Raw genomic sequence first — 19,199 nt, 5'->3', positions numbered from 1 at the left:
AAATATAAATACTATGAATCGGACGCGTTTTTATTATCTTGACTTATTACGGGTTTTCCTTACTATGCTGGTGTTCTATCATCATTCTGCGGTTGCTTTCGGAGCTTCCGGTGGATGGTATTACATATCGAAGGAAACAACTACCGGCCTAACTCAAGGATTGCTCTCAGCATCTATGGGCATTGACCAATCCTATTTTATGAGTCTTTTCTTTTTTATCTCTGCCTATCTGATGCCCTTTTCTTTTGATCGTAAAGGAATGAAATCTTTTATATACGATCGTCTCAACCGTTTGGGTATTCCTCTTTTGATTTATAGTTTTCTAGTCAATCCTCTATTAATATATTGGATATACGGTGTATGGGGTAGACCGGGTTTTGGACCGATGTGGTTTGTATTTACGCTGTTGATTTTTGAATTGAGTTATGCTGTTTATCGCCATTTTTGTACAAAGCGGTTGGCACTGAATTGGAAATATCCTGCAATAATGGGTATTCTTCTATTTATGCTAATGACGGGTGCCGCAGCATTCCTCATTCGGCTTTATGTTCCTGTAGGAAGTGAAGTTTTAGGATTGCAGCTGGGGTTCTTTCCTTTATATATAGGTATGTATTTGTTGGGAATTGTGGCGCATCGTAATCATTGGCTGGATAAAATCTGTGTGAAGAATGCACTTCCCTGGTTTCTTATAGCAATTCTTTGTGGCATTCCTTCTTTATTGATTGTAATGAGTAGTTTTTCAGAACAGATGGATTTATTCTCGGGTGGATGGAATTTGCAGGCTTTATTTTATGCCCTTTGGGAACCTGTTATGTGTGTGGGTATTTGCTATTTTCTGTTAGCATACGGGAAGGCTCATTGGGACAAACCGATGCCTTTGGTCCAGAAATTGTCCACTGATAGTTACGCGGCTTATTTTATTCATCCTGTTGTTGTGGTAGGTTGCATATTTGTTGTGGAACTTTTGCCGGTCTCTCCATTGATGCAATTGGCATTGGTTTGTGTGGTGGGCATTCCGTGTTGTTTTATTGCGGCAAGAGGAGTGAGGTTAGTGCTGGGAACGGTTGGCGTGAAGATGTAACAAAAAAAAGGGAGTTCGAAAAATTCGGAACTCCCTTTGTGTATAATCATCTCTGATTTACTTCTTCATCCTTAGTACTCTGATTCCTGTCCAGTTATCATTATTCTGTAGCATTTGTCCTAAAGCCACTTTCGAAACCACCACTTTCTTTTCTTTAGAAGAAGCATGTAGCAGACTTAATTTGCCGTTTACATAGAAAGCAATACCCATATGAGCCACATCCAATCCCGGAGTATTCGTTGTAATAGCAATGATATCACCATTCTTTATCCAAGGCAGACCATTAAACGGTAGCTTATCTTTGGGAACATAATGAAATTCCTGACCATTCAATGACTTCTCGATCTCTTTCATTTTTGCTACATTCTCCGGAGAATTACTCAGCTGTTTGTACAGTTCCGGATGAGAAGACATGTAGGAAAGAGAAACTTTCTGGGTGTATGGGCTGTAAGCTGTTGTTACGTCTTCCAGGAAACCGTTACGAACACCATTGTTTACCCAGTCTGCAATGTAGTGCAGGCGTGAAGGATAACCGTTGATTTTTCCATCACGGTAGCGGATCTTTTGCAGATTGGTAGCAAAATCGCCTTCAGCTACCTGTCCGTCTTCGGTAGGAGAGAGGGCCATAGCAAGAGTATATTCTACAAAGGTGGTGCAATCTACTTCATCACAATTGATGATAAGTTCTTCTTCGCCATCAGTAACTTCCAACGTATGTGCTACGTAAGGAATATCCAGAAAATTTATTCCATTGTTCAGCATGGCATTGTCTTTTTCATCTGTCTGAGCACTGACAGTAGCTACACAAAGCGCACTGAACAGGAGGGTAATCATTGTTTTCATTGTTCTTTCGTTTATTAATATAAATAAAAAAGGATGTCGCAAAAGTACGACATCCTTTTCATTAATCCTTAATTTGGACAGATTAAATTTAATATTGATAGATTAAATTTTTGTAATCCGCCTTTTTGTCAAATGGTACGATGGAGAATCCGTATTCAATGGCATTTTCTACACCGGGACGAATCAGATACGGTTCGTGTGCTATAGCTCCCCAACTATTATCACCACCTACACCCATCATCCGATAGTCGATAAACATATCTACCTGTTTTACAGGTTGTGGGTCGGTGAGGTGACGGTGATTCGTTTCGTTGGTACGTGGAGCACCATTGTCGATGGTTTCGCCGCTATCCAAACTTCCAAGCAGATAGTTGGAAGCATTCAGTTCAAACGTACGGTCGGCAATAAAGAGTAAACCGGCTTTTTGTTTAGTGGTGAGTGCACACCAGTAAATATCCGTACGATGCTCATTTTCTTGCGGACGGATATACGGTTCGTACAAGTCCTTTATCGGAGTAGTATATTCTCCGATAAACTGGGAAGTGCGACGATCACGATAGTTCTCTTCCGGACCACGGCCGTAGTAAGTAAGGTCGTTTAATATTTCCGATAATTGCATGCGCAAACCTACACGGGGTATCATCGGAGTTTCCGTACCTTCGGCTACAAAGCGATTATCCACTTTGATAATGCCATTGGCAAAGACTTTATAGGTAATTTCCCACTGCGCATCTACCTGCGGAAAACGATAGGTAACCTTTACAATAGACTTGTCACCATCTTTAGAAACATTGAACGATTCTGCCTTAGGTGTCTGGTAACTGGCCTCGCGCCATGCTTTCAGGCGAGTGGGAAGTTTTGCTCCGTAATCATTATCGGTAGGTGCACGCCAGAAGAAAGGCTGCGGGCCCTGGCCGTTATGGATATACTCTTGCTTCTTATAGATATAAGAGGTCAGTAAGCCGCTTTGTTTATCAAATGTTGCCTTAAAATCATCACCGCTGAAAACAACCTGTGAAAAGACTTCATCTACTTTCGCGGGATCCATGCGTACCACTTCTTTCTTAAAGAACGGATGAACATAAGTTTGTTCACGTGCAATTACCGTACCAACCGGTAAGAAAGGTTCTGCATTACGTATGGTTGCATAGAACTCGATGCGTACATCTCCCGTAGTATTCTTTTCTTTAGGAATACCTTGCAGGAATGCACTGGTAGCTGTCTTACCCGGAGCAGCATTGATATTATCCATCTGACCTTTATAAATCTCTTTTCCATGATCGCGAACGACATAATGGAAATCATATTTATTCAGATCAGTAAATGAGAAGTCGTTGCGTATCTGCACCGTGCAGGTTTGCGGATCGAACTTAATGAATTTAATGTTCTGATAAACCTTACCCATTTCAATAGTCTGGGGCTTTATACTGCGGTCGGGATAAACTACACCATTGATGCAGAAGTTACCATCGGAAGGAGTTCCGGTATCACCATAGTCACCACCATAATTCCAGTATTTGCGTCCGTCGCTGGTTTTGGCGGCAAAGCCTTGATCTACCCAGTCCCAAATGCAACCACCCTGCAATATCGGATATTTCTCAATCACATCCCAATAATCCTGGAAGTTGCCAAGACTGTTACCCATAGCATGAGCATATTCACACAGGATAAGCGGACGAGTCATTTCCTTATTCTGGGCATACTTTTCAATAGATTGGGGAGAAGAGTACATCGGACAGTAAATATCCGTATTCCATTCTAATCCGGCACGTTCGTACTGGATAGGACGGCTATCGAGCATCTTCAGCGTATTATAGGTAACGTAGAAGTTCAGTCCGTTTCCGGCTTCGTTACCCAGTGACCAGATGATTACAGACGGATGATTCTTATCGCGTTCGTACATGTTCATGGTACGGTCGAGGTGAGCATTCATGAATAACGGATTGTTACCCAAAGTACCACCTACATTGAGGTTATAACCCATACCGTGGCTTTCAATATTTACTTCATCAATTACGTACATGCCATATTGGTCGCAAAGTTCGTAGAAGCGTTCCTGTTGCGGGTAGTGGCAAGTGCGTACGGTGTTCACATTATACTTTTTCCAGAGTTCGAAATCCTTAATCATAAGATCTTCCGGAACGTAATGTCCCGTGTATTCATTATGCTCATGTACATTCACGCCTTTTACAAGAATAGGCACGCCATTTACAAGCAGTTGCTTATCCTTAATCTCTATCGTACGAAAACCTACCTTGCAACTGGTAGCTTCTATTACTTCGCCATTGGTGCGCTTCAGGCTGATGACGAGTGTATAAAGATTAGGCGTTTCAGCTGTCCAATGCTTGACACCACGGAGGGTTTTCTTTGTGAATTCTACTTCATTCTGATCACCTTCCACACGGGTAGAGGATTGGGTTACTTGCTGATCCTGATCATCGAGTAAACGATAGGAAACTACATAAGGAGACTTTATATCACTTTCGTTCGTAAGCTTCACTTTCAGTTGCAGGATACCATCCTTGTAATAAGGATCCAGCGGAGTCTCTACCTTGAAGTCTGCAATATGGATTTTGGGCGTGGCATAGAGATAGATATCGCGCTCTATACCGCTGATGCGCCAGAAGTCCTGACATTCCAGATAATTGGCATCCGAGAAACGGTGTACTTGAATGGCAATCATATTCTTGCCTTTTTTTACCATGGCGGTAACGTTGAAGCGGGCAGGAGTTTTGGCATCCTTGCTCATACCTACAAACTTGCCATTCATGTAATAGAAAGCAGCACCGCGCACACCGTCTGCACTGAGGAAGATTTCTTTTCCATCCCAGTCATTACCTACAACGAAATCACGGCGATACGTACCTGTCGGATTCCAGTCTTTGGGTACATAAGGCGGATTAGGCTTGTCCCAGTAAGGTTCGTACCCCTTAGAACAGAACTCGTAAGGCTGATTGACGTAGATCGGAGTACCGAAGCCCTGCAATTCCCAGTTACCCGGCACATTGATGTCCGGCCAACGGTTCACCTCAGTACGCACGTTCATGAAGTCTGTGGGACGGTCGGCAAAGTTTTCCACATAGTTGAACTTCCATTTCCCGTTGAGGGATAGGCGGCTGGCTCCGTTCGTCCGGTCGTTGACGATAGCATCTTCTTCGGTGGCATAAGAAGTGAATGTACTCCGGGGAGCCTCCTTGTTGATACTGGTCAACTTCGGATTGGTCAACTGGTCGTAACGGTCTTCCTGTGCCTGAAGGGCGAGGGGTAGTAATACGAGACAGGTGATAAAAGTCAATTTTTTCATGAGTTGATATATTAATTATTTTTCTCGAATTTCACCCCGTCACGCAACCACTTCTCCAGTTCTTCTGTCCACTGGCGTTTGTAAGTGAAGTTATCACGGAAGCCCCAGCCATGTCCGCCAATGGGGTAGATGTGCATGGAAACGGGAACTTTCTGTTGGTTGAGAGCAAGGAAGTAGCCAATACTATTCATGGGCGGCACAGCGCCATCATCAGCAGAAAGTACGATGAAAGCTTGTGGAGAGCGGGGAGATACACGACGTTCCAGAGAATACGCATCTTCCAGTTCTTTGGTCGGGTTATCACCAAGAAGGTTCTTGCGCGAACCTCCATGGGTAATACCCGGTACCATCGAGATTACCGGATAAAGTAATATCTGAAAGTCCGGACGCGTTTCATCACTACTGTAAAGTGTAGAGAGAGAAGCAGCCAGGTGTCCTCCTGCCGATGCACCCATAACGCCTACCTGATTCGGATTGATACCCCATTCTTTTGCATGCTGGCGAATAATGCGGATAGCCTGTTCTGCATCTGAGAGGGGCACTTCGCGGTTCCCGTTCGGCATACGATATTTCAGGACGGCATACGTGATTCCCTGTGTGTTGAACCAGGATGCCATGTCATGGCCTTCGTGATTCATGGCCAGGCGGGCATATCCGCCGCCCGGACACATCAAGATAGTCATGCCGTTCGGCTTTGCCGGACGATAAACCGTGATGGTGGGATTAACGACATTGGCCACACGGCCGCCGTTCAAATCTTCCTGATCTCCTGTCAGGCCATTCGTATTAGGAGCACCGTTGGGCCACAAGGGTATCTCAACGGGCTTCTGAGCAGATAGCAGAGTTGACATAAACAGTGCTGTAATGAATAAAATTGTTCTCATTGTATTTTTATTATTTGGTTTTCATCGAAGCCTTGATAAAGTAAATTATCAGCAATGCATAAGCACCCAATGCCAGTACTTCGGACCACGTATTGTTTACCCAGGCATCATTCACCAGGTTGATACCTCCGAAACGCATTGCTGCACTGACTACGCCCATAAGCGCACCACCGGCAATGAAACCGGATGCCAGCAACGTACCTTTTTCGCCACGTTCTGCATTAAGAGCAGCATCTTTGCTACGGCTGGTTACGTACCAGTTCACAGCACCACCCACAACGAGAGGAATGTTTAGTTGTAACGGAATGAACATACCCAATGCAAATGCCAATGCGGGAATTTTGAATGCATTCAATACGATAGCAAGTACTGCACCAATGCCGTAAAGCAACCAAGGAGCACCCACGCCATTCATTAGCGGTTCGATCACTGCCGCCATCGCATTAGCTTGCGGAGCAGCCAGTTGTCCGCTGGTAAATCCGTATGTTTTATTCAGGATAATCATTACACCACCTACGGTTGCAGCTGAAACAATCGTTCCGAGGAACTTCCAGGCTTCCTGTTTGGCGGGTGTACTACCCAACCAATAACCGATTTTCAAGTCAGTAATGAAACCACCTGCCATAGACAGTGCCGTACACACAACGCCACCCATTACCAATGCAGCTACCATTCCTTCAGGACCTTTCAAACCAACAGATACCATCACTACCGATGCCAAAATCAATGTCATCAGCGTCATGCCGGAAACCGGGTTCGTACCTACGATTGCAATGGCATTGGCAGCCACAGTCGTAAACAGGAAAGCGATACCTGCCACCAACAGAATAGCTACCACAGTATGCAGCAAACTGCCTTGCATCACATCGAAGTAGAAGAATAAGAATACCAGTAACAGCGTTATAATAGAACCGATAGCAATAATCTTCATAGAAATATCGCGCTGAGTACGCTTCATGCTGGCTTCTACATTGGATTTTCCACCCATCTCCTTAGCTGCCAGTCCTACAGCACTCTTAATAATGCCCCATGACTTGATGATACCGATGATACCTGCCATAGCGATACCGCCGATACCGATGCTCTTGGCATAATAATTGAAAATTTCTTCGGGAGCCATGCTGCCTACGGTAGCTACAATTGACGGATTCCACTGGTTCAACACACTGTCACCCCAGATCATGGACATTCCCGGAATGATAATCCACCATACAGCCAGTGAACCGGCACAGATGATAGAAGCATATTTCAGACCTACAATATAGCCCAAACCAAGTACGGCCGCACCTGTATTCACTTTGAATACCAGTTTTGCTTTATCAGCCAACATCTCACCAAAGCCGCATACACGTGTGGTGAAATTTTCGTTCCACCAGCCGAATGTGGCAACGATGAAGTCATATAAACCTCCGATAATACCTGCCAGCAGCAACGGTTTGGCCTGGCTTCCGCCTTTCTCACCCGATACCAGTACCTGTGTGGTAGCTGTTGCTTCGGGGAAAGGATACTTGCCATGCATATCACTTACAAAATATTTACGGAATGGAATGAGGAAGAGAATACCCAACACACCTCCCAGCAGAGAGCTGATGAATACTTGGGTGAAAGTAACTGTGATTTCTTCCGGATAAGTTTCTTGTAGAATGTATAAGGCGGGCAGGGTAAAGATGGCACCTGCCACGATAACGCCGGAACTGGCGCCGATGGATTGGATAATGACATTTTCTCCCAACGCATTCTTACGTTTGGCTGCGCCTGATACGCCCACGGCAATAATTGCAATAGGAATGGCTGCTTCGAACACTTGTCCTACTTTCAATCCCAGATAGGCTGCCGCAGCCGAAAAGAGGATAGCCATAGCGATACCCCATAATACAGACCAGAGGTTAACTTCCGGGTACTTCTTGTCAGGGCTCATCAACGGGTTGTAGACCTCGCCCGGTTTCAGTTCACGGAATGCATTTTCCGGCAGACCGGTCAATTTCTCTTCTTCTTGTTTCATAGTTTCTTAATTGCTTTTATGTTTTATAGTTATTATGTCGTCAATTAATTGTTTATTTTATCCAAATCAGCTTCAAAGAAAGCAAAAAAAAAGGAGAATTGAAAAATTCTCCTTTATTCTTATATATAAAGATGCTTATTTTGCATCTTTCGGTGTCATATCTCCTTCTACAAAGAGTCTCATCATTTCTGTTTTGGCATTCGTGCGCAAAGTGATGGACTTTTTGAAGTGTCCCGGATACTTGCCTGTTCCGTTGTAAGTAATCTTAACGGTTCCGGTTTTGCCCGGTAATACGGGTTCCTGGGTATATTCGGGAACTGTACATCCACAGGAAGCTACGGCTTGATGTATAACCAGCGGAGCATCGCCCACATTGGTGAATGTGAATACACAACTTACTACCGGATCATTTTCAGAAAACGTACCGAAGTTATGTGAGGTCTTATCAAACTTAATATCAGCTTTCCCCTGTGCCGAAACGTAACCAATGCTCAGTACGAGCATAAACATATACAATGTAAGTCTTTTCATGTCTATAAATCTTTTGTATTACACAGTGGGCAAAGGTAAGGCATTTTTGTGAAAATTAATCCAATGATGTGCGAAATAGTATTAAATGCGCCTCAGAAGGTGCTGTGGCGTATGATTAATAGTGAAAAATAAGGGAAAGAAAGTGCCGAAATCAGCTCTGTATCATGCAGGTATTTCTCTTTTTCCGTGCCTATATTCTCGAAATAATGATAGTTATATTCGGGATGGAGATGGATGCAACGGTGAACTTCTTCGGTACATTGAGAAAGTTTCATGATGACAATGGTAGTCTTTTCCTCCATATATTTCTCTATTTCTTCGGCGGTAATGATACCGGGAATGACGGTCAGACGTTCCTCCTGGCTGGCAATGTGAAGTCCTGCACAAGCACCTGCTGCAATGAAGGCGGGGATACCGGCAATGTGTTGCACAGGAATATTGTCGGCTTGTAGTTTCTCAAAGATATAGTGTACCGAAGAATAGAAACCTGCGTCTCCTTCGGCAACGATACAGACTTTTTTATTTTCTTTATGAAGAAAGGAAGCTTCGCTATACACTTTATCGTAAGCTGCGAAAGCCTGTTCCCGTTTCTTGCTCATAGGCAATGCAAAGCGGGAGAGGGCGGTATCTGGAATATCCAGCGCGTGCAGTATATCGGCAGCGCGCGAGAATATCTGTCCGCTTGTGGTGCGAGTTTCAGGACAAAAGATACAATCGGCATTTTGCAGGGCTTTCAAGCCTTTTAGGGTGATAAGTTCCGGTTCGCCGGGACCGAGGGATACGAATATGACGGGGTTGGACATTTTGTTAGTGATTAATGGTTAGTGTTTAGTGATAAGCACCCCCCCCATAATAATTTTTATGGGGAGTGCAAAATTGGGGATTTTCTGAATATAAAACAAAATAAAACCCGATTTCTTGTTTATCTACCTTTTCTTGCTTACTAAAGTCAAACGCTCTGGTGCAACGGTACTTTTTAATGAACCGAATGCAATAATAGCCTGCTTGCCAACCTGATGCTATCAATATACTTGTCTGCCGATCAATGAAGCAAATGACCTGTACCAGAAAAGGTTAGCATGTAAAGTCTGAAAACTGTTGGAAAAAACGGTTGAAAGACTTGATTTCGCCTTCCTGATGTAGTATATTTGTAGGGCTTTGGAGAGAACATAACTTTAATAGTAAACCTAAAAAACTTGGCAAATGACAAAATCTAATTTTTCTTTCCCGGACTTTGGCGGATATGTATTATTGCTGCTGGTTCTCTTGTTTTAGTAATATAATTTAATCATTGGGGATTAGGGAAATCCATTTCCGGAATAATAACATGCGAAAAACGATAAAGGCGATACTTCCTTGATAAGGATTATCGCCTTTTTTGTTGATATTTATCGTTCTTTAGCTCATTAGTATGGCTTTTACGTTTTTAATAAACGTTGGGTACATTCTTTAAAAACGTTCCTGTTATTCTTTAAAAACGTTGTTTACGGTTATTAATAGGGTGCTTGTTTTTGTTTCGATTTATTATTGATGATGAACTTAAAATAAAGTTCCCTTCTTTTGCAAGTAGCTACTAATTTCTGTATTTATGTCGTGTTTCTAAATTTAATAAAAATAAAAAATGTGACAAGCTTGAAATTAAAAGGCTATGTGTTCAACTGGAAAATGGAAAACAGGGATACCGGTAATTGGCGATGGCTTACTATGTCCGTGAACTTCTAATTATGCGGATTTTATTAGGAAAATATTTATTGATGTTGTACCTTTGCCAGTGAACCGATGTACAAAAAAGGAGGATAGACATGATGCCGCAACAACGACTTTACCCCATAGGAATACAGACTTTCTCGGAAATCCGCAGAAAGAATTACCTGTATATTGACAAGACGGAATATATGTATCGCATGACGCATTCCGATTCTAAATACCTATTCCTGAGCCGTCCGCGCCGTTTTGGCAAATCATTGCTGGTGTCTACGCTTCATAGCTATTTTGATGGGCAGAAAGATTTGTTCGAAGGATTGGCTATTGAGAGGCTGGAGGCGGAATGGACGCAATATCCGGTGCTGCATTTTGACATGAGTACGGCCAAACATCTGAATAGAGAAGATTTAGAATTGGAGTTGAGTCAGAAGCTCTCGATTTATGAAGAAATATATGGAGTGGGGAAAGCGGATGAAATAAAACCCAACCAGCGTCTGTTCGGCTTGATACAACGTGCTTTTGAGCAGACCGGTCGGCAGGTTGTCGTCCTTATCGACGAATACGACGCTCCCCTTCTCGATGTGGTTCACGAAGAGAGGAATCTGCCTGTTCTGCGGAATGTGATGCGTAACTTCTACAGCCCGCTGAAAGCCTGTGATCCCTATTTGCGCTATGTCTTCCTGACCAGTATCACAAAGTTCTCCCAGTTGACCATTTTCAGTGAGCTGAACAATATCAAAAATGTCAGCATGGATAGTTCGTATTCCGCTATTTGCGGCATTACGGAAGAAGAGATGTTGACACAGATGGATAGTGACATCGATTGGCTGGCCACACGCATGGAACTGCCCCGCGAGCAAGCTCTTGCACAGTTGAAGCGCAATTATGACGGTTATCATTTCACCTGGCCGTCGCCCGATATTTATAATCCCTTCAGCTTGTTGAATGCCTTTGCCGATGGTAAAATGGACTCTTACTGGTTCGGTAGTGGAACACCTACCTACTTGATTGAAATGCTGAAGAAATTTAATGTTCTTCCTTCCACAATAGGGGGTGAAGAGGTGATTCTTTCCGATTTTGATGCTCCTACGGGGCGAATGGATAATCCCACTCCGTTGCTTTATCAAAATGGCTATCTCACTATCAAAAATCACGATAAGGAGACTGACCTTTACTTGCTCGATATACCCAATCAGGAAGTTCGTATCGGCCTGATGCGCAGCCTGTCGCCTATCTCTTCGTACTTTATCTAATCATATCATGATAGATTATCAATTAAATACCCGCCTGAACGGGAACTTGGCAATGACCTTTTGTTTCCACGAAAATAAAGCACTGCAACAGGATACTACTTTATATAAGTTCATTTGGGTGCGGAGTGGAAATTTGACTCTGGAGATAGACCATATTCCCATACAGTTGGAACAGGACGAAATCATAAGTCTTACTCCTTTGCAGCATATTGAAATTAAATTGGTGGAGGGAGAGTACCTCACTTTCCTGTTCAACAGCAATTTCTACTGTATATTCGGTCATGATGACGAAGTATCCTGTAACGGTTTCCTTTTTCATGGTTCTTCCCGGGTGATGAAACTGAAACTTTCGCCGGAACAATCCGCCAACCTGAATGACATTATTCGTATCTTCCGGCAGGAGTCCGCTGTTCGCGATAATCTGCAAGAGGAAATGTTACGTATCATTCTCAAACGTTTTATCATCACCTGCACCCGCATTGCCCGTGAAAAGTGTGGCGTCACGCCGGAACAGGAAAAAGCCTTTGATATCGTCCGCCGTTTTTATATTCTGGTTGACCAGCACTTCCGCGAAAAGAAGCAGGTACAGGATTATGCCGACCTGTTATTCCGTTCCCCAAAGACACTCTCCAATTTGTTTGCCTCCTGCGGAGTACCTTCCCCGCTACGCATTATCCATGAACGGATAGAGTCGGAGGCCAAGAGATTACTGCTCTATACCCCTAAAAGCGCCAAGGAAATCAGCGAACTGCTGGGTTTCGAGGATTTGTCCACTTTCAGCCGTTTTTTCAAGAAAATGACCGGTGAAAGTGTATCCGATTTCCGTAAATTGAACACAACGGGAAATATTGCCAACTGATACGGCAGAATTGCCATTTCAAGCTCCGACATAAACCCCGATTTTTGCATCAGAAAAACAAAACAATTCATTAATGCAATAATCGTATGGAAACAAAATTAAAATCTATGTTCGTAGCAGCCCTGACACTGGCTGCATCTACTCAAAAGTTAGGTATCAATCTTATCCGTGTGGCAATTCTGGTTATTTTCGTTTGGATCGGTGGGTTGAAGTTCTGGAATTATGAAGCGGAAGGCATCGTACCTTTTGTGGCAAACAGCCCTTTTATGAGCTTCTTCTATACACACGATGCTCCCGACTATAAAGAGTATAAGCTGAAAGAAGGAGAATTTGATGCCGCGAAGCATGAGTGGCACAAGGAGAATAATACGTATGGTTTTTCTCACGGATTGGGTATTCTTATTATGAGCATCGGTATCCTTACATTCCTCGGCATATTTTGGCCGAAAGTAGGACTGGTAGGTGCGGGACTTGCTATTATCATGACTCTCGGAACGCTTTCTTTCCTTGTCACCACACCCGAAGTATGGGTGCCCAACCTGGGCAGTGGAGAGTTCGGTTTCCCTTTATTGACCGGTGCAGGAAGATTAGTTATAAAAGATACAGCCATTTTGGCCGGCGCAATTGTTATATTAGCAGACAGTGCGAAGAGCGTACTGGAACAATTAAAAAAATAGAGATATGAAAAAGTATGATGCCATTATCATTGGTTTCGGCAAGGGTGGGAAGACCCTGGCTGCCGAATTTGCAAAACGTCAGAAGACGGTTGCCATAGTAGAACGTTCAGATCGTATGTATGGAGGCACGTGTATCAATATCGGCTGTATTCCTACAAAGACGTTGGTACATCTGGCTAAGGAAACTCCGGTAAAGGCTACGTGGGAAGAGAAGAAGGACTATTATCGTCAGGCCATTGGTCGTAAAGAAGAGGTGACTTCCTTCCTGCGGAATAAGAATTATCATAATCTGGCTGATAATCCTAATGTGACGGTGTATACAGGTGTCGGATCGTTTGTCGGTCCTGATGTGGTAGAAGTGCGGACGGAGACGGAAGTAATTGAATTGCAGTCTTCTCAGATTTTTATAAATACCGGTGCGGAAACCATCGTACCACCTATTGATGGAATAAAAGAGAATCCCTGCGTATACACCAGCACTTCCATCATGGAACTGGAAGAACTTCCCGAACGACTCGTGATTGTGGGTGGAGGTTATATCGGCCTGGAATTTGCTTCCATGTATGCCTCTTTCGGTTCGAAGGTGACGGTACTCGAAGGGTATCCGGAACTGATTGGGCGCGAAGACAGGGATATTGCCGCCAGCGTACAGACCGTGTTGGAAAAGAAAGGCATTGTATTCCATCTCAACGCAAAGGTACAATCCGTGGACGGTGCAACAGTGATTTATGAGGATGCTGTAACTCATGAAATCCATCATCTGGAAGGAGATGCTATCTTATTGGCAACAGGGCGTCGTCCGAATACTTCGGGGTTGAATCTGGAAGTTGCCGGCGTGAAAGTGAATGAACGGGGGGCCATTATCGTAGATGAGTGGCTGCGTACTACTAATCCGGCCATCCGTGCCATTGGCGACGTAAAAGGCGGATTACAATTCACCTATATTTCATTGGACGATTACCGCATTATCCGTGAGGATTTATTTGGTGCAGGAGAACGGCGTACAGATGACCGTGAGCCTGTGAGTTATTCGGTATTTATGGACCCTCCTTTGGCACGTGTGGGGTTGAGTGAGACGGAAGCCCGTAAGAAAGGACTGAACATAAAGGTGAATACACTTCCCGTAGCAGCCATTCCGCGGGCACGTACTTTAGGTGAGACTGACGGGTTGTTTAAGGTAGTAGTGGATGCCGATACAAATAAGATTCTGGGCTGTTCCCTGTTCGGACCGGAAACAAGTGAGATCATTAATATCGTATCTATTGTAATGAAAACAGGACAGGAATATACTTTCTTGCGTGATTATATATTTACACATCCCAGCATGAGCGAAGCATTGAATGATCTGATGAATTTTTAGACATTCTTATATAAGAGGTGTTCGGGCACAAATTCGGTTAAATTACAGGACGGGTATTTGCGTATCTCCCCAAAAATGACGAATATTGTGCTCGAATTCTATACCTTTTTATTGTCATGAAACGAACTACTGCAATAACTGTCTCCCTTTTAAGTATTTTATGTGTAGCTTGTGGCCCGAAAAACAAACAAAATTCTACTGATCTACAGGCTACCACAGCTTCTGCATCAGCCACAGACTCTATTTATCCGGTCTATGCCCAAGGGTTTGAGGTGAAATATCTTCCCAATCATGTCCGCTTGGTGGACTTGCGCGATCCTCAAAATGAAAGTAGTAATACTTTCCATTATGCATTGGTGCCCCGGGGAACAAAACCCGAAGGGATTCCTTCTGATTATACCGTGATTGAAACACCGGTACGCAGTGCCATTTGCATGACTTCTTTACAATTATCCAATTTCATCAAACTGGAAGCCTGCGATAAGGTGGTGGGTATAACCAGTACACGCCATTTGTTCAACAAAGAAATGAATGAGCGCCTGAAGTCGGGTAAGACTGCCAAAATAGGAATTGAAGGTAACTTTGATAATGAAGTGATCATGAGTGTGAATCCGGATGTCATCTTTATCTCCCCTTTTAAGCGTGGCGGATATGATACGATGCGTGAAATCGGAATACCTTTGGTTCCGCACCTGGGATATAAGGAAATGACTCCGCTGGGACAGGCGGAATGGATTAAATTCATCGGCTTGTTTATTGGACAGGAAGAGGAGGCAAATGAAAAATTTGCTGCTATAGAGAAGCATTATAAAGATCTGAAACAACTGGCTGCTGATGTGAAGAAGCGTCCGGTAGTATTCAGCGGTGAGATACGTGGAGGAAACTGGTATGCAGTAGGTGGTAAAAGCTTCCTGGCCGAACTGTTCCGTGATGCAGGAGCCGATTACTTCTTGAAAGACGATCCCCGTTCCGGTGGTGTTACACTGGATTTTGAAACAGTATACAGTCAGGCGGAGAGTGCCGATTACTGGCGTATTGTGAATAGTTACGACGGTACATTCTCTTATGACGCTTTGAAGTCCCTTGATCCCCGTTATGCCGACTTCCGTGCATTCCGTGACAAAGGCGTTATTTATTGCAATATGCGCGAGCAACCTTTCTACGAAAGTATGCCGATGGAACCGGAAATAGTACTGGAAGATCTGATCCATGCGTTCCATCCCGATTTATTACCTGATTACCAACCGAAATACTACGCACGTTTGCAATGAAAAGACCGACACTGCTCCTGATGTTGGTGATACTGGCATCTATATTCCTGTTTTTCTTGCTGAATCTGCTGTTAGGCTCTGTCCATATTCCTTTTCGTTCCGTCTGGAACATCTTATGGGGGAATACGGATGAATCCATTATCTGGCAGAATATCATTTGGAAATCCCGTGTGCCGCAGGCATTGACGGCATTGGTGGCGGGAGCGGGGCTATCGGTGAGTGGTTTGCAGATGCAGACGGTTTTTCGGAATCCGCTGGCAGGACCGTCAGTGTTGGGTATCAGTTCGGGTGCCAGCCTGGGAGTAGCCTGTGTGGTATTGCTATCGGGAGCGATGGGCGGTGTGGCATTGAGCAAGCTCGGATATATGGGAGAAGTGGCGTTGTCCATTGCAGCGATTATCGGAGCACTGTCCGTAATGGCACTTATCGTATACGTTTCACAGAAAGTAAAGGGAAATGTGACGCTGCTGATTATCGGTGTGATGATTGGTTATGTGGCAAGTGCCATTATCGGCGTATTGAAATATTTCAGTGTGGAGGAAGATATTCGTGCATACGTCATTTGGGGACTGGGTAGCTTTGCCCGTGTGTCGGGGGATCAGATGATACTGTTTGTCTGTATCATGGCGGTCTTGTTGCCACTTTCGTTTCTGCTGATAAAGACAATGAACCTGTTGCTGCTGGGCGATGGGTATGCACGGAACCTGGGGTTGAACATCAAGCGGGCACGCCTGTTGGTGATCTCCTGTTCAGGTGTACTGGTAGCGATTGTGACGGCATATTGCGGTCCGATTATGTTTATCGGTCTGGCTGTTCCCCATCTTTGCCGGGCTATATTTCATACATCCGATCATCGGATACTGATGCCTGCCACATTGTTGGTAGGAGCTTCGTTGGCGTTGGTGTGCAACCTCATAGCCCGTATGCCGGGATTTGAAGGAGCTTTACCGGTGAATTCGGTGACTGCTTTGGTAGGTGCTCCGGTGGTGGCATCCGTGCTCTTCAGGAAGCGTAAAGGGGAACTGGAAGAATAATTGAGAATTGAAAATAAAGAGGTCTTGAAACAGGAAACTATACATATTGAGAAACTATCCATTGGCTATCCCGGTAAAGGAGATGTGAAAGTCGTGGCAAGCGATATTTGTGCCGGAATCAATAGCGGGGAGTTGACTTGTCTGTTGGGTGCCAACGGGGTGGGGAAGTCTACATTGTTGCGTACACTTTCCGCATTTCAACCGAAGTTGTCCGGTGAAATACGTATACAGGGAAAAGAGATTGGCTCTTATACGGACAAACAACTTTCAAAAGTGATCAGTGTAGTCCTGACTGAGAAGTGCGACATCCGCAATATGACTTCTGTGGAACTTATTGGTCTGGGACGCAGTCCATATACCGGTTTCTGGGGAACACTCTCCAAAGAAGATAAAGAGGTAGTGGATCATGCTATCAACCTGGTCGGAATATCTCATCTGGCACATCGCATGGTGCATACACTGAGTGATGGTGAACGACAAAAAGTGATGATTGCCAAGGCACTGGCTCAGGAAACTCCGGTGATTTTCCTGGACGAACCTACTGCCTTTCTTGATTTCCCGAGTAAAGTGGAAATGATGCAATTGCTCCATCAACTGAGTCGGCAGACGGATAAGACTATTTTCCTGTCTACACATGACCTGGAACTTGCCTTGCAGATTGCGGATAAAATCTGGTTGATGGATAAGGTGAACGGAGTGACTATCGGAACTCCCGAAGACCTTTCACTGGATGGAACGCTCAGTAGTTTCTTTGCCCGTAAAGGAATTGTGTTTGATCTGGAGACAGGATTATTCCGGGTGAACAATGAGTATACTTTCCAGATCCGTATTGTCGGGCATGGACAAAAATATGCTATGGTGCGGAAAGCTTTGCAAAGAAATGGTATTCTGGCAAACCGAAACGTGGAGTCGGACGTTTATATTGAAACGGGAAATTTGAAAGGGGACGGTACTTTTGTACTGCACCCGGTAAACGGCGAAGCGGTGACTGTGCAAACCATTGATGAACTGCTTGCAGAGATTGTGAAAATTCTATGAGACATTCGACAAAAGATAATTATCTCTATCTGACTACCACCCCGGTGCCCCGTCTGATAGTATCATTGGCTGTACCTACGATTATCAGTATGTTGGTTACGTCATTCTATAATATGGCGGATACGTACTTTGTGGGGAAGATCAATACCCAGTCGACGGCGGCTGTAGGTATTGTGTTCTCGGTCATGTCCATAATTCAGGCGGTGGGCTTTTTCTTCGGACACGGTTCGGGGAACTATATTTCGCGGAAACTCGGTGCGCAGGAGACTGGGAATGCAGAGAAGATGGCGGCTACCGGTTTCTTCTGGGCGTTGTTTATGGGTATATTTCTGGCAGTGGTGGGACTTATCTTCCTTACCCCGTTGTCGTTAGCATTGGGTTCTACACCTACTATCCTGCCTTATACGGAGAAATATCTGGGCATCATATTGCTGGGTGCCCCTTTCATGACTGCTTCGTTAGTACTGAACAATCAGATTCGTTTTCAGGGAAATGCAGCGTATGCGATGGTAGGAATCGTATCGGGCGCGGTGATTAATGTGATACTGGACCCTATTCTGATTTTTGTCTTCGATATGGGGATATCGGGTGCTGCGTTGGCTACGGTCATCAGTCAGATATGTAGCTTCTCCCTGTTGTTGTATATGTGCAGAAAGGGGGGCAATATCCGTATCCGTTTCAGGAACTTCACACCTTCACTGGCTTTCATAAAGGAAATTATTGGTGGTGGTACTCCTTCGCTTGCCCGTCAGGGGCTGGCGAGTGTAGCTACTATTTTGCTGAATGTGGCTGCCGGGGCTTATGGAGATGCGGCTATTGCAGGCATGTCTATTGTCACCCGTATCGCAATGTTCATTAATGCATTTCTGATAGGTTTTGGGCAAGGTTTCCAGCCGGTATGCGGTTTCAATTATGGTGCAGGATTGTATGCGCGTGTCCGTCAAGGATTCTGGTTTTGTGTAAAGGTGGGATTCATCTTCTTGTTGGTGTGTGCGCTGACAGGCATGGGATTTGCAGAAGAGATTGTTTCTTTGTTCCGCAAAGGAGACCCGGATGTAATTGCAGTAGGGGCTGCCGCTTTGCGTTGGCAGTTCATTACTTTTCCGTTGGGTTCATGGATTGTGATGAGCAATATGATGTTACAGACGATTCGTAAACCGGTAAAGGCTACCATTATTTCTTCTGCCCGCCAAGGATTGTTCTTTATTCCGCTGATTTTTATTCTGCCTCACTATCTGGGGTTGCAGGGTGTGGAAATGTGTCAGGCCGTTGCTGACCTTCTGACGTTCATTCTTGCCATACCGTTGACATGCAGTGTACTGAACGAAATGAAACGAAAGCAGGCGGAGCAGTTGTAA

14 protein-coding genes and 1 pseudogene are annotated in these 19,199 nt (G+C 44.4%); 9 read left to right on the top strand and 6 right to left on the bottom strand.

From position 1 onward, the window contains the following. Nucleotides 1-13 precede the first annotated feature (13 nt). Nucleotides 14-1,081, top strand: a complete 1,068-nt coding sequence (locus DWW10_RS13750) for an acyltransferase family protein (protein ID WP_118421649.1) — start codon at nt 14-16, stop codon at nt 1,079-1,081. Between the two features lie 57 nt (nt 1,082-1,138). Here DWW10_RS13750 and DWW10_RS13745 read toward each other — a convergent pair whose 3' ends face one another. From DWW10_RS13745 to DWW10_RS13720, 6 genes are all read right to left on the bottom strand, one after another. After that, nucleotides 1,139-1,924, bottom strand: coding sequence for an N-acetylmuramoyl-L-alanine amidase-like domain-containing protein (locus tag DWW10_RS13745; protein ID WP_118421650.1), 786 nt, complete (start codon nt 1,922-1,924; stop codon nt 1,139-1,141). A gap of 88 nt (nt 1,925-2,012) precedes the next feature. Next, entirely contained in the window at nt 2,013-5,228 is a 3,216-nt protein-coding gene (locus tag DWW10_RS13740) for a glycoside hydrolase family 2 TIM barrel-domain containing protein (protein WP_118421651.1), read from the bottom strand. Nucleotides 5,229-5,239: 11 nt separating this feature from the next. Further along, complete coding sequence (locus tag DWW10_RS13735) at nt 5,240-6,112, bottom strand: alpha/beta hydrolase (protein WP_007663019.1); 873 nt, start codon at nt 6,110-6,112, stop codon at nt 5,240-5,242. A gap of 10 nt (nt 6,113-6,122) precedes the next feature. Beyond that, the gene (locus DWW10_RS13730; RefSeq protein WP_007213898.1) at nt 6,123-8,114 is read right to left on the bottom strand and encodes an OPT family oligopeptide transporter; all 1,992 of its coding nucleotides are present in this window, start codon (nt 8,112-8,114) and stop codon (nt 6,123-6,125) included. Nucleotides 8,115-8,249: 135 nt separating this feature from the next. Continuing rightward, nucleotides 8,250-8,645, bottom strand: a complete 396-nt coding sequence (locus DWW10_RS13725; protein ID WP_007213899.1) for a DUF1573 domain-containing protein — start codon at nt 8,643-8,645, stop codon at nt 8,250-8,252. A 92-nt stretch (nt 8,646-8,737) separates the two neighbouring features. Continuing rightward, entirely contained in the window at nt 8,738-9,448 is a 711-nt protein-coding gene (locus DWW10_RS13720; RefSeq protein ID WP_118421652.1) for a precorrin-2 C(20)-methyltransferase, read from the bottom strand. 999 nt (nt 9,449-10,447) lie between these two features. Between DWW10_RS13720 and DWW10_RS13715 the strand changes: the two are divergent. The 8 genes and pseudogenes from DWW10_RS13715 to DWW10_RS13680 all read left to right on the top strand — a co-directional run. Further along, nucleotides 10,448-11,581 (top strand): annotated as a pseudogene (locus DWW10_RS13715) (ATP-binding protein); the annotation flags it as partial. Between the two features lie 31 nt (nt 11,582-11,612). Continuing rightward, nucleotides 11,613-12,461: an AraC family transcriptional regulator gene (locus tag DWW10_RS13710; RefSeq protein ID WP_182021417.1), complete on the top strand. Its 849-nt coding sequence runs from the start codon at nt 11,613-11,615 to the stop codon at nt 12,459-12,461. A gap of 86 nt (nt 12,462-12,547) precedes the next feature. Next, nucleotides 12,548-13,138: a DUF417 family protein gene (locus tag DWW10_RS13705; RefSeq protein ID WP_022391864.1), complete on the top strand. Its 591-nt coding sequence runs from the start codon at nt 12,548-12,550 to the stop codon at nt 13,136-13,138. A gap of 4 nt (nt 13,139-13,142) precedes the next feature. Next, nucleotides 13,143-14,498, top strand: coding sequence for an FAD-dependent oxidoreductase (locus tag DWW10_RS13700; RefSeq protein ID WP_022391865.1), 1,356 nt, complete (start codon nt 13,143-13,145; stop codon nt 14,496-14,498). A gap of 116 nt (nt 14,499-14,614) precedes the next feature. Beyond that, nucleotides 14,615-15,769 (top strand): ABC transporter substrate-binding protein, encoded by a 1,155-nt coding sequence (locus DWW10_RS13695; protein WP_118421654.1) that lies wholly within the window; start codon nt 14,615-14,617, stop codon nt 15,767-15,769. Further along, nucleotides 15,766-16,803, top strand: coding sequence for an iron ABC transporter permease (locus DWW10_RS13690; protein WP_007213911.1), 1,038 nt, complete (start codon nt 15,766-15,768; stop codon nt 16,801-16,803). The genes DWW10_RS13695 and DWW10_RS13690 overlap by 4 nt, the downstream gene beginning before the upstream one ends. A 24-nt stretch (nt 16,804-16,827) precedes the next feature. Continuing rightward, complete coding sequence (locus tag DWW10_RS13685) at nt 16,828-17,841, top strand: ABC transporter ATP-binding protein (RefSeq protein ID WP_118421679.1); 1,014 nt, start codon at nt 16,828-16,830, stop codon at nt 17,839-17,841. Then, nucleotides 17,838-19,199 carry an MATE family efflux transporter gene (locus DWW10_RS13680; RefSeq protein ID WP_118421655.1) on the top strand — a complete coding sequence of 454 codons (1,362 nt, stop codon included), beginning with the start codon at nt 17,838-17,840 and terminating at the stop codon, nt 19,197-19,199. The genes DWW10_RS13685 and DWW10_RS13680 overlap by 4 nt, the downstream gene beginning before the upstream one ends.

The sequence above is a fragment of the Bacteroides intestinalis genome (assembly GCF_003464595.1).
In the GTDB taxonomy this organism is placed as follows: Bacteria; Bacteroidota; Bacteroidia; order Bacteroidales; family Bacteroidaceae; genus Bacteroides; species Bacteroides intestinalis_A.
Note: the sequence above shows the minus strand (reverse complement) of the source record. Positions and strands in the feature narration are given on the sequence as shown.